Raw genomic sequence first — 12099 nt, forward strand, 5'->3', positions numbered from 1 at the left:
GCTCCGTTTGTCAACCGACAGGCGTGACCTGCTGTACTTCATCATGTTGGCTGGGCCTCTCTGTATCCCTCATCGCCAATGCGTGATATCTAGTGGAGCGCCGCTCCATATACGCGGAGCGCTGATCCGATTGCTAAAAGAGCCCATGCGAGCCGACGCCAGAAAGAACTACAGCCACCTGCTCGCGGTCGCGCGTGACGTCATCACAGAGCACGGCGCCGACGCATCGCTGCGCGATATCGCCCGCAAGGCGGATGTCGGGCTGGGCACGCTGTATCGTCACTTCCCCACGCGAGAGGCGTTGCTTGAGGCTTTGCTCCGCGCGAGCCTTGACGAACTGACGCAAAAGGCAGGAGAGCTCGAAACATCGAGTTCACCCGATGAAGCTCTCGTATCGTGGTTTCGCGAGGCGGTGGCGTTCACGCATAGCTATAGAGGCATTGTGGATTTGATGGCGGCCGCCATAGCGGACCCGGACTCCGCCCTCCATGCTTCATGCACCACGGTGCGTTCGGCAGGCGCGCGACTACTTCTCCGTGCTCAGGCTGAGGGAGTGGCGCGCGCCGATATTGATGGGACCGACCTTTTCGCCCTGATCGGGGCGCTCGGCTGGGTTGGCGACCAACCCTCGTTCGCGCCGCGCGCCGATCATCTCGTTGACATCATCGCCGGCGCGATCCTGACAAGCCGGTCGGGCAGCGCTGTCAGGGAGGAATAACGGAGCGCCGTGCTACCGATCCGAACTGCGCTGCCGGCTACCTAACGACGCATACCCTCACGCGATCCGGATCAAGAAACAGTCGTTCATCTTCTACAGCCCGCGCAGCACCTGCGCAGATTTGCGCGCTCCATCCAGATCCAGCGCATGGCGCGGCGGCCGCGGGCGGGCCAGAGCCGCTTCGATCGCGCCGGCAAGCAGTTCCGGCGTCAGGCCACTCTCGCTGACCGTCGATGCGAGGCCGAGCCGCTCCAGCCGCTCGGCGCGCACCTCCTGCTCCGTCTCACCGCCGGCCGCGAACGGTACCAGCAGCGAACGGCAGCCGGCGCGCAGTATGTCGCACACCGTGTTGTAGCCCGCTTGGGAGACCGACAGCCGCGCCCCGCCGAGCAGGCTGGCGAAATCCTTGCGGAACCGGAATATCTCAAGACTCTCCGGCGCTGCCGCGACGATCGCGTCGAACTCCGCTTGCGGCAGGTTCGGCCCGGTGATCAGGCCCCATCTGCCCGACGCTGGCAGCAATTTTGCGGCTTCCACAGCCGTCCGGGCGAGTTCGCCGCCTGCCGCGCCGCCGCCGGCCGAGATCAGCACGTCGAAATTTTCCGCCGCGGGCTCGGGCTCGGGTCCGGCGACGAGGCCGGTATAGGCGATCTTCTGCGAAAATCCGGCGGCGAGCGGAAAGGTTTCGTCCAGCGTCGCGAAACCGGGATCGCCATGCACCATCACCAGGTCGAAATGCCGGTCAATAACCTCCGCGCTTTCCTCGTTCCGCCCCGGCTTGACCCGCTCCTGCAGGATGTCGCGGACCGACGTGACCAGCCGCGGCCTCGGCGTCGCCGACGCGATTGCGTCCAGCAACGGCAGGAGCTCGAAGCGCATCTGGCGGCGGCCGAACGGGAACGCCTCTATGATCACGATGTCGGGACGCGTCTGCGCAAACAGTGACAGAAGCATGTCGCGCCGTCGCGCCTTGAACGCCTCGTCCACCGGTCGGCCGTCGAGATCGGCCAAGCCGGAAAATCCCTGGTCGCCGGACGTCACCGCAGGCAGCGCGACATGGGTCACCCCTTGGCCGGGAAATCCCGCCACCGGCGTTCCGCCGGTCACCACGGTGACGGCAAAGCCGTCTTCGGCAAGCGCCGACGCCACCCGGCTCGCCCGCGCCAGATGGCCGATGCCGAGCAGATGCTGGACGTAGAACAGGATGCGGGGCTGCGTCATGGTTCTCTGCGCCACTCCTCCTCGAACAGCGCCTTGAGCTGCCGGATGCTCGACATATGGTCGAAATGCCCCCGCACGCGCCTGTCTGCCGCTTCGCCGAGCCGCTTCCGCAGCGCCGGCTCGCGGATCGCCCGCTCCAGTGCCCCGGCAAGCGCGCCGGGATCGTCCGGCGGCACGACCAGTCCGTTTTCCCCGTCGGTCAGGAGTTCCGGCACCCCCGAAACATCGGTGGAAACGCAGGTGAGCTTCTGGCTCGCCGCCTCGACCAGCACGTTGGGCAGGCCGTCCCGGTCGCCATCGGCGGCGATGCGGCAGGCCAGCGCGAAAATGTCGGCGCGGCGATAATGCGCCAGCACCTCCTCCTGCGCCAGCGCGCCTTTCCATGTGACGCGGTCTGCAATGCCCAACTCATCGGCCAGCGCCTTGAGCCGGTCCAGTTGTTCGCCGCCGCCAATATGCTCGAAGCGCCACGAAAGTTCGGCCGGCAGCAGCGCCAGCGCCCGAAGCAGCGTGTCGTAGCCCTTCTTCTCGACCGCCCGGCCGACGCTGACCAGCAGCACTGGATCAGCGGGATCGGAACCGTCGCGCTCCGGCCGCGCGCCGTCGAAAGGCCCGAAGCGGGCGAGGTCGAGACCGTGATAGCTGAGATGGACTCGGCCCTTGCCACCCGCCAGCGCCTTGAGATGCTCGAAGCCGGTCCGCGTGCAGGTCACCACCCAGCGCGCCGAAGCGAGCTTGCCGGCGAGCTCCCAGTCGGGCGAGGTCCAGATGTCCTTGGCGTGCGCCGAGCAGGTCCACGGCACGCCCCTGAGCAGGCTGGCATAGGCCGTCACCGAGGCCGGCGTGTGGATGAAATGCGCGTGCAGCCATTCGGCCTCGCCCGGCCATTCCGCCGCCAGCACCAGCGCCTGGCCGAAGCGGCGGAAGCGGTTGCGCGTGAGGTCGTGCCGCAAATCCGAGACGAAGGCCCGCGCCGCCCGCAAAAAGCCCGGTCTGGGCAGGCGGGCGAACAGCGCGCGCAAAACCCGCCACGGCTCCTCATGCAGATATTCGGGAAGGTAGTGGACCGGCGCCTTGATCTCGTCATGCACCGGATGGCGCTTGGCGTCGGTCGGCCGCCTCAGCGCCACCAGCACCAGTTCCAGCCCGGCGCGCTCCAGTCCCAGCAGTTCCTGCGCGATGAAAGTCTCCGACAGGCGCGGATAGCCTTTCAGCACCACGGCGATCTTGCGGCGTTCGGACAAATGTCAGCTCGCGCCTTCGACGACCGTGAAATGCGGGCGCGAGCGCTCGTCGAGCCAGTCGCCGATGAGTTCGGAGATGTTGACGAGGCCGCCGAGCCTGAGGTCGGGGCTGCTCCGGGAGGGCGCCGGCCGGTCGGGCAGGGCCTTCAGCGCCTCGGCGAAGCGCCTGGAATCCTCGGCCTCTTCCGGCAGCAGCATCTCGATCAGCCCGAGTTCGGCGGCGCGGCGGGCGCGGATCAGCTGCTCCTCCCGCGGCTTGACGCGCGGCACGATCAGCGCCGGCTTGTCGAAGGACAGGATCTCGCAATAGGTGTTGTAGCCGCCCATCGCCACCACCGCCTTGGCGCCCGCGATCAGCTCTTCCATGCGGTTGTCGAATTCGATGATCTTGATATGCGGCACCTTGGCGCCCTTGTTGATCAGCTTGCGCCGCTTGCGGGCCGGCATGTATGGGCCGAGCACGACCAGCGCCTTGTGCTGCAGGCTGGGGTCCTCGCGATAGGCGTCGATGACATTGTGGATGAGGTCGGCCCCGTCGCCGCCGCCGCCCGTGGTCACCAGGATGTAGTCGCCTTCCGGCCGATGGTCCGGCATCTCGTCATGCGAAAGGCTTCTCTGCAGGAAACCGACGAAGTTCATCTTGGCGCGAACGCCCGCGGGCACATCCAGCCCGGTCAGCGGATCGTAGAAATCCGGCGGGCCGTAAACCCAGACCATGTCGTAGAAGCGGTCGATCTTGCGCATCGTGTCGCTTTGCTTCCACTCGGCGTCGAGCAGATGCGGCGCGTCCATCACCTCGCGCAGGCCGAGCACCAGCGTCGTGCCGCGCGTCTTCAGGTAGGACAGCGTCTCCTCGACCTCGCCGCGCAGGCCCATCGGCTCCTTGTCGACGATGAAGATGTCCGGCTGGAAGGTCTCGGCGGTGTGGCGGATGATCGACTGGCGCATTTTCAGCGTCTCGTGCAGATCCATATGCTGGGCAAGCGAAGTGTATTCGCCATTGCGCAGCTTGATGACACTAGGGATCTTCACGAAGTCGACGCGCGCCCGGTAGTCGAATGCGCCCGCGATGGTCGCGCCGGAAATGATCAGCACATTCAGCCCGCGATAATCCTCGACCAGCGAATGAGCGATGGTGCGGCATCGCCGCAAATGCCCGAGCCCGAACGTATCGTGGCTGTACATGAGGATCCGAGCGTCTTCCAAGCGCCGCATCATACCAAATCGTCCTCAATTTGGCCCTGCGGCCGTCTCTTCAAAAAGCCCGGTTCGGGTCACTATACCGCATGTGCCCGTCTGGTCCACCACCGCAGGCCGGCCTTGTGGCTGGCTGTGGCCTTGAAAGGCTCGTGGAGGGCCAATTTCACCGGGCATGACAAACAATCGATGAAACGCAATCAACAAGAGCCGGTCAGGTAGAGATAGCTTTTCCCGGAATCAACCGGCAATCGCCGGCGCATGTACATCGGAAAACGCGGCGGTGGCGGATTGTTCGGGAAACGCAATGGGATAGCCGAGAGGATTTTTTCACTCCGCCGGATTAATTTTTTGCAGACCGGGCTCCACGGAGGGGCAGCGACTTGTTGGCTCGCTTTGTCGGCGGCGATGGCGTAAGAGCGGCGATGAAACAAGAACGCTTTGAAGTGCCGCTCACCGTGAAATCCGGCGATGCGAGCGAAAATCTGGTACTGCGGAACGCCCGCGAGGCCTCCGACTACCTGCTCAACAAATGGCCGGGAAAGAAAAGCCCCAAGCACCGCGCGGCGCTGCAGGCCTGCCACGACGCCCTTGCCGGCGACAAGCCGACCATGACCGCCCGGCGCGCCTTTCTCGCGGCGGCGCGCGAGGCCGATGTGCTGGTCAGCGACAAGGCGCCCTGACCTGTAGTTGAGGTGGGTCGGCGGAACCTGTCGCGTCCGCCTCGGAAAATTCAGGAGGCCTTCTTGCGCGCCCGCTTCGGCGCTGCCGGTTTGTCGGCCTGTTCGAGGCGCTCGGCCTCTTCCTTTTCGAGCCGAAGCTCCCTGAGGCGCGCGGTCTTCTTCTGGCGCGCCGCCAGTTCGGTGTTCATGATCTGGCGCGCCGCCGAATCCGTCCTGGCGCTCTTCTGTTCGCCCGCGATTGGCTTCATGTCGCTATCCCTACCGGTTCGTTTGCGTCAAATGGCGAAGCGATGCTCGGCGCAATTGGCGCTATTTTGCCTCCGCCTCCTTCACCTCGTTGTCTTCGACCGGCTTGGCGCGCTCGGACTTCTCGGCCTTGGCATTCTGCTTTTCGGCTTTCTTGGCCGCCTTGATCCGGTCGCGATCCCTGCGCTCCTGGCCGTAATTGGGCTTCTTTGCCATCAGTCGATCCTTTCGATACGCGGTTGCCTGGATGCCGCTTTCGGCAATGTGCCGGCCGCCGCCTGTGTCGTATCCGGCCATTTCCAGCCCGATCCGCGGCCGCGGCTTTTCGTAAGCCCTGCCTACCGCGTTGCGCTTGGCTGCGCAACCTGAGGCGCTTTAGGCGACGGCGGTGGAATGCCCCGCGCCGCCGATTGCGGGGCCCCGGAAATTCGCATACCGTTGACCAAACGATAAAAAACGGGACGGAAGTCAATCCAGCCAGAGGTGATGAAAAATGCCTAGAAACAAAGTCTTTTCGGCCGTGTCGCGTCGCACGGTGTTGAAGTCGGCCGGCGCCGGCGCGGCCCTTGCCGCCATGGCGGGTCTGCCCACGCGCGCCTTCGCCCAGGAGGCGCTGAAGGTGGCGGCGGTCTATACCGTTCCGGTCGAGCAGCAATGGGTCAGCCGCATCCACAAGGCGGCCAACGCCGCCAAGGATCGGGGCGAGATCGAATATGTCTATTCCGAAAACACCTCCAACAACGATTATGAGCGCGTCATGCGCGAATATGCCGAGGCCGGCCACAAGCTCATCGTCGGCGAGGTGTTCGGCGTCGAGGACGCTGCCCGCGCCGTCGCGAGGGATTATCCGGACGTCGCCTTCCTGATGGGGTCGAGCTTCAAGCCGGACGAAGCGGTGCCGAACTTCGCCCCCTTCGACAACTACATCCAGGACGCATCCTACCTCTCCGGCATCATCGCCGGCGCCATGACCAAGTCGAAGAACATCGGCATGGTCGGCGGCTACCCCATCCCCGAGGTGAACCGCCTGATGAACGCCTTCGTGGCCGGCGTGAAGGAGACCGCGCCCGACACCAAATTCCAGGTTGCCTTCATCGGCTCGTGGTTCGACCCGCCCAAGGCCAAGGAAACCGCCTTCGCCCAGATCGACGGCGGCGCCGACCTGCTCTACGCCGAGCGCTTCGGCGTCTCGGACGCGGCCAAGGAGAGGGGCATCCTCGCCGTCGGCAACGTCATCGACACCCAGGCCGATTACCCCGAAACGGTGGTGGCTTCGGCGCTGTGGCATTTCGAGCCGACGCTCGACAAGGCGATCGCCGAGGTGAAGGCCGGGACCTTCAAGGCAGAGGACTACGGCGTCTATTCCTTCATGAAGAATGGCGGCTGCTCGCTGGCCCCGCTCGGCACGTTCGAGGGCAAGGTGCCGGCCGATGTCATGGCCAAGGTCGCCGAGAAGGAAAAGGCGATCAAGGACGGAAGCTTCACCGTCGAGATCAACGACGCCGAGCCGAAATCGAGCTAGCGGCGGTATTCCTTCTCCCCTTGTGGGAGAAGGTGGATTGGCGCAAAGCGCCAAGACGGATGAGGGGTGTTTGGACGAAATGCAGGCGTTGCAATCTGCCCAACACCCCTCATCCGACCTCGCTTCGCTCGGCCACCTTCTCCCACAAGGGGAGAAGGAAGATCATGAACGCCGGCTCCCTTTGACATGAATGCACCCGTCCTGCGCCTCACCGGCATCACCAAGCGGTTCGGTCCGCTCGTCGCCAACGACGCGATCTCGTTCGACCTGAAACGCGGCGAGGTCGTCGCGCTGCTCGGCGAGAACGGCGCCGGCAAGACCACGCTGATGAATATCCTCTTCGGCCACTACGTTGCCGACGAGGGCTCCGTCGAGACATTCGGCAAGTCACTCCCGCCGGGCGACCCGCGCGCCGCGCTCGACGCCGGCATCGGCATGGTGCACCAGCATTTTACCCTCGCCGAGAACATGACGGTGCTCGAAAACATTGCGCTCGGCACGCAAGCGATGTGGCGGGCGCGGCTCGACCGGGGCGCGGCAGCCCGGCGCATCCGCAAGCTGTCGGGCGATTTCGGCCTCGCCATCGATCCCGGCGCGGTTGTCGCCGCGCTCTCGGTCGGCGAGCGGCAGCGCGTCGAGATCCTGAAGGCGCTCTACCGCGATGCGCGCATCCTGATCCTCGACGAGCCGACGGCAGTGCTCACCCCGGCCGAAACCGACGCGTTGTTTCGCACGCTGAAGCTTCTGGTGGCGCAGGGCCTGTCGATCATCTTCATCTCCCACAAGCTGCACGAGGTGATGGCCGCGAGCGACCGCGTGCTGGTGCTGCGCGCCGGCCGGCTGGTTGGCGAAAGGCGCACCGCCGAGACCAGCCGCTCCGAACTGGCGGCGCTGATGGTCGGACAGGAGATCGCGCCGGCCACCGTTGCTCCTGCCAAGGTGGGTCCGCCTTTGCTGGAGCTGACCGACGTCTCGACGCGCGCGGGTGGCGGCGGCGCTGCGCTAGACGGGGTATCGCTGACGCTTCGCGGCGGCGAGATCACCGGCCTTGCAGGCGTATCCGGCAACGGCCAGGCCGCACTTGCAGCACTGATCGCCGGCACCATGCAGCCGCTCGGGGGCGAGATCGCCATCGGCGGTGCGACGGTGAAGGAGTGGTCGCCGCGCCGGGCGCTCGCCGCAGGCATCGCCCGTATCCCGGAAGACCGCCACGCGGTCGGCACGATCGGCGACATGAGCGTCACCGAGAATGTAATTTTGGAACGCTACCGCAGCGCCCGCTTCAGCCGGCTCGGATTTCTCGACTGGCGCGCCGCGCGCGGCTTCGCCGAAGAGATCATCGCCGACTACGACGTGAAGTGCCCGTCGCCGGAAGCGCGCATCAGGCTGCTTTCCGGCGGCAACATGCAGAAGCTGATCCTCGGCCGAGCGCTCGATCCCGAGCCGTCGGTCATTTTAGCCAACCAGCCGACGCGTGGCCTCGACGTCGGCGCTGTCTCCTACGTTCACAAGAAGCTGCTGGAGGCGCGGGCACGCGGCGCTGCCATCCTCTTGATCTCGGAGGATCTGGAGGAAATCCTGGCTTTGTCGGACCGCATCCTGGTGATGTCCAAGGGCCGGCTCTCGACGCCCTCGGCGCGAGGCGAACGCACGGTTCGCGAGCTTGGCGAACTGATGGCGGGACATGCGGAGGCTGCGGCGTGAGTATTCGACGGACGGTCGCCCTCTACGTTGCCCCCCTCTGTCCTGCCGGACATCTCCCCCACAAGGGGGGAGATTGGCCGGCCGCATCGCTTTCGCCAACTTGCGACGTCGCAGGTGGAAGGGCGGCGCAGCAGCTGCTGATCTCCCCCCTTGTGGGGGAGATGTCCGGCAGGACAGAGGGGGGCGCTGTCCCGCCAGCGTGTCGAGCCGCAAATGTCTTGCGAGGCATTCATGCGGCTTGAGCCCAAACCAGCCCCGCCGCTCGGCGTAACGCTCCTCTTCCCCGTCGCCGCGATCGCCGCGACGCTTCTCATCACCTCGCTGCTGGTGCTCGCCGCAGGCGCGTCGCCATTCTCCGTCTTCTATCTCGTCGCGCGCGGCGCCGCCGGCACGCAATTCGCGGCTCTCGAAACGCTGACCCGAGCGACGCCGCTGATCTTCACCGGCCTCGCCGTCGCCGTCGCCTTCCGCGCCAAACTCTGGAACATCGGAGCCGAGGCGCAACTCTATATCGGCGGCGTCGTCACCATCGTGCTCGGCACGGGCGCGCTGCCGCTGCCGTCATTCCTCCTCATCCCTCTGATCATGCTGGCCGCGATGGCGGCCGGCGCGCTCCTGCTGCTTGGCCCGGCAGTGCTGAAGACCCGCTTCGGCGTCGACGAGGTGGTCACCACGCTGCTCCTCAATTTCATCGTGCTGCTCTTCGTCTCAATGCTGCTCGAAGGTCCGCTGAAGGACCCGATGGGCCTCGGCTGGCCGCAATCGCAAAGAGTCGTCGCCGAGGCGCAGCTTCCCCGCATCATCCAGGGCAAGCGCCTGCATTACGGCTTCGCCATCTCGCTTTGCGCCGCCGCAATCGTCTGGGTGATCATGAAGAAGACCGTGCTCGGCTACGAGATGCGCGCCGTCGGCCACAATGCGGAGGCCGCGAGTTTTGCCGGCATCCCGGTCAACCGGGTGCTGATGAAGACCGCGCTGCTGTCCGGCGGGCTCGCCGCACTCGCCGGCTTCTCCGAAGTGTCCGGGCTGAAGGGCAATCTCACGCTCGACCTGTCGCCGGGCTACGGCTATTCCGGCATCGTGGTGGCGATGCTGGCGATGCTCAATCCGCTCGGCGTCGTAGCCTCGGCCATCTTCGTCGCCGGAATTTTCGTCGGCGCCGACGCCATGAGCCGCACCGCCGGCGTCCCGAGCTACATCGCCGACGTGATGGTCGCCACCGCGCTGCTGACGATGGTCACGGCGATCCTCATGTCGCGGTTCCGGGTGAGGTGGAGGTAGGATGCGAACGAGGCAAGCACCCCCTCACCGGCTTGCTTCGCAAGCCACCTCTCCCCCTGGCCGGGGGAGAGGAAAGCAGCGTTGGCGATTGGCGATTCCTCTCCCCCGGGCAGGGGGAGAGGTGGCTCGGGCGAAGCCCGAGACGGTGAGGGGGTGCTTTTCCAATCCTGCAAATGCCCCGAGGAAGCAGTGATGGAACAAGCCCTCGAAATCCTCTTCACAGCATCCTTCTGGGTCGCCGCGATCCGCATCGCCTCGCCGCTGATCTTCGCCACCATGGGCGAGCTGATCTGCGAGCGCGCCGGCGTGCTCAATCTCGGCATAGAGGGCATCATGACCGCCGGCGCCTTCGCCGGCTGGTTCACTGTCTATGCCGGCGGTGACCTCTGGACCGGCGTTCTCGTCGCGGCCCTTGCCGGCGCGATGTTCGGCCTGCTTCACGCGACGCTCACCGTGCCGCTCGGCCTGTCGCAGCATGTGGTCGGCATCGGCGTCACCCTGCTCGCCTCCAGCCTCACCTATTTCATCTACCGGCTGGCGCTGCCCGAGGTCACCTCGCCGCCCAAGATCGCGCCCTTCGAGCCGCTGGCCATCCCCGGCCTGTCGTCCATCCCCGTCATCGGCCCGGCGCTGTTCAACCAGACGCCGCTCACCTATCTCGCCTTCGCCACCGTCGCCGTCACCGCCTGGGTGCTCTACCGCACGCCGCTCGGCCTTGCCATCCGTGCTGCCGGCGAGAACCCGGCTGCCGTCGAAGCGCAAGGCATCAGCGTCACCGGCATCCGCATGGGCGCGGTGATGGTCGGCAGCGCGCTGATGGCCGTCGGCGGCGCGTTCCTGACGATGTCGGCCTTCAATTCCTTCTTCTTCCAGATGATCAACGGCCGCGGCTGGATCTGCATCGCGCTGGTCGTCTTCGGCTCCTGGCGGCCGGGCAAGGCCCTTCTCGGCGCCATACTATTCGCCGCCTTCGACGCCTACCAGGTGCGCCTGCAGCAACTTTCCGGCGGTATCGTGCCCTATCAGGTCTTCCTGATGATGCCGTATGTACTCTCCATCCTGGCTCTGGTGCTGGTGGCGCGCCGCGCGACCTATCCCAAGGCGCTGATGATCCCCTACCAGAAAGGCGAAAGATGAGTTTCGACATAATCATCCGCGGCGGCACGCTTCCGGACGGCAGCACCGCCGACGTCGGCATCCGCGGCGACAGGATCGCGGCAATCGAGCCGCGCATCGACGCCGAGGCCGGGAAAATCATAGACGCCAGCGGCAACCTCGTTTCCCAGCCCTTCGTCGATCCGCATTTCCACATGGACGCGACGCTCTCCTATGGCATCCCGCGCATCAATGCCTCCGGCACGCTTCTGGAAGGCATCGCACTCTGGGGCGAGCTGAAGCCGCTGCTCACCCACGAGGCCGTCCGCGACCGCGCGCTCGCCTATTGCGACTGGGCGGTCTCCATGGGTCTGCTCGCCATTCGCACCCATGTCGACACCTGCGACGACCGCTTGCTCGCGGTCGAGGCGCTGCTCGACGTGAAGAAGACCGTCGCGCCATACATCGACCTGCAGCTCGTCGCCTTCCCGCAGGACGGTTTCTACCGGTCGTCGACCGCGCGCGAGAACACCATCCGCGCGCTCGATATAGGCGTCGACATCGTCGGCGGCATTCCGCATTTCGAGCGCACCATGGCCGACGGCACGCGCTCCGTCACCGAGCTCTGCGAGATCGCGGCCGAGCGTGGCCTGATGGTCGACATGCATTGCGACGAAACCGACGACCCCAACTCGCGCCACATCGAGCAGCTCGCCTACGAGACGCAGCGGCTGGGGCTTTCCGGCCGCGTCGCCGGCTCGCACCTCACCTCCATGCACTCGATGGACAATTATTACGTCTCGAAGCTGCTGCCGCTGATTGCCGAGGCGGGAGTCTCGGCAATCCCCAATCCGCTCATCAACATCGTCATCCAGGGCCGCCACGACACCTATCCCAAGCGCCGCGGCATGACCCGCGTGCCGGAAATGCTGAAGGCCGGCATCCGCGTCGGCTTCGGCCAGGATTGCGTGCTCGATCCTTGGTATCCGCTCGGCACGGCCGACATGCTCGACGTCGCCTTCATGGGGCTTCACGTGGCGCAGATGACCAGCCCGGCCGACATGGCGCATTGCTTCGACATGGTGACGAAGGTGAACGCCGAAATCATGGGTCTCGACCATCTCGGCCTCGCAGTCGGCAAGACCGCCAGTCTCGTCGTCCTCGACGCCGGCAGCCGGGTGGAGGCGC

General features: G+C 65.7%; 12 protein-coding genes. 7 read left to right on the forward strand and 5 right to left on the reverse strand.

Going from position 1 to position 12099, the window contains the following annotated elements:
- Window positions 1-7 precede the first annotated feature (7 nt).
- Window positions 8-718, forward strand: a complete 711-nt coding sequence (locus MAXJ12_RS33140; protein WP_008840614.1) for a TetR/AcrR family transcriptional regulator — start codon at window positions 8-10, stop codon at window positions 716-718.
- A gap of 93 nt (window positions 719-811) precedes the next feature.
- Here the strand turns inward: MAXJ12_RS33140 and MAXJ12_RS33145 are convergent, their stop codons facing one another.
- From MAXJ12_RS33145 to MAXJ12_RS33155, 3 genes are read right to left on the reverse strand one after another with little or no spacing between them, the layout of a single operon-like run.
- The gene (locus MAXJ12_RS33145; RefSeq protein WP_008840615.1) at window positions 812-1939 is read right to left on the reverse strand and encodes a glycosyltransferase family protein; all 1128 of its coding nucleotides are present in this window, start codon (window positions 1937-1939) and stop codon (window positions 812-814) included.
- Complete coding sequence (locus tag MAXJ12_RS33150) at window positions 1936-3183, reverse strand: glycosyltransferase family 4 protein (RefSeq protein WP_008840616.1); 1248 nt, start codon at window positions 3181-3183, stop codon at window positions 1936-1938. The genes MAXJ12_RS33145 and MAXJ12_RS33150 overlap by 4 nt, the downstream gene beginning before the upstream one ends.
- A gap of 3 nt (window positions 3184-3186) precedes the next feature.
- Window positions 3187-4401 carry a glycosyltransferase family protein gene (locus MAXJ12_RS33155; RefSeq protein ID WP_008840617.1) on the reverse strand — a complete coding sequence of 405 codons (1215 nt, stop codon included), beginning with the start codon at window positions 4399-4401 and terminating at the stop codon, window positions 3187-3189.
- A gap of 404 nt (window positions 4402-4805) precedes the next feature.
- Here MAXJ12_RS33155 and MAXJ12_RS33160 point away from each other — a divergent pair, with 404 nt between their 5' ends.
- Entirely contained in the window at window positions 4806-5063 is a 258-nt protein-coding gene (locus MAXJ12_RS33160) for a DUF982 domain-containing protein (RefSeq protein ID WP_040589496.1), read from the forward strand.
- Window positions 5064-5113: 50 nt separating this feature from the next.
- Here the strand turns inward: MAXJ12_RS33160 and MAXJ12_RS33165 are convergent, their stop codons facing one another.
- Together MAXJ12_RS33165 and MAXJ12_RS38395 are read right to left on the reverse strand one after the other, a co-directional pair.
- Window positions 5114-5311: a hypothetical protein gene (locus MAXJ12_RS33165; protein ID WP_008840619.1), complete on the reverse strand. Its 198-nt coding sequence runs from the start codon at window positions 5309-5311 to the stop codon at window positions 5114-5116.
- 61 nt (window positions 5312-5372) lie between these two features.
- On the reverse strand, window positions 5373-5525 hold the full coding sequence (locus MAXJ12_RS38395) for a hypothetical protein (RefSeq protein WP_085984166.1): 153 nt from the start codon (window positions 5523-5525) through the stop codon (window positions 5373-5375).
- Window positions 5526-5802: 277 nt separating this feature from the next.
- Between MAXJ12_RS38395 and MAXJ12_RS33175 the strand changes: the two genes are divergently transcribed.
- From MAXJ12_RS33175 to MAXJ12_RS33195, 5 genes are all read left to right on the forward strand, one after another.
- Window positions 5803-6831: a BMP family protein gene (locus MAXJ12_RS33175; RefSeq protein ID WP_008840621.1), complete on the forward strand. Its 1029-nt coding sequence runs from the start codon at window positions 5803-5805 to the stop codon at window positions 6829-6831.
- Window positions 6832-7017: 186 nt separating this feature from the next.
- On the forward strand, window positions 7018-8535 hold the full coding sequence (locus MAXJ12_RS33180) for an ABC transporter ATP-binding protein (protein ID WP_008840622.1): 1518 nt from the start codon (window positions 7018-7020) through the stop codon (window positions 8533-8535).
- A gap of 231 nt (window positions 8536-8766) precedes the next feature.
- On the forward strand, window positions 8767-9816 hold the full coding sequence (locus MAXJ12_RS33185) for an ABC transporter permease (RefSeq protein ID WP_008840623.1): 1050 nt from the start codon (window positions 8767-8769) through the stop codon (window positions 9814-9816).
- A 192-nt stretch (window positions 9817-10008) separates the two neighbouring features.
- A complete protein-coding gene (locus MAXJ12_RS33190; RefSeq protein WP_008840624.1) occupies window positions 10009-10953 on the forward strand; it encodes an ABC transporter permease in 945 nt (314 codons plus the stop codon).
- Window positions 10950-12099 (forward strand): amidohydrolase family protein (locus MAXJ12_RS33195; RefSeq protein ID WP_008840625.1); only part of this gene is annotated, 1150 nt, incomplete at its 3' end. The genes MAXJ12_RS33190 and MAXJ12_RS33195, both read left to right, overlap by 4 nt.

The organism is Mesorhizobium alhagi CCNWXJ12-2, from assembly GCF_000236565.1.
GTDB classification, from domain to species: domain Bacteria; phylum Pseudomonadota; class Alphaproteobacteria; order Rhizobiales; family Rhizobiaceae; genus Allomesorhizobium; species Allomesorhizobium alhagi.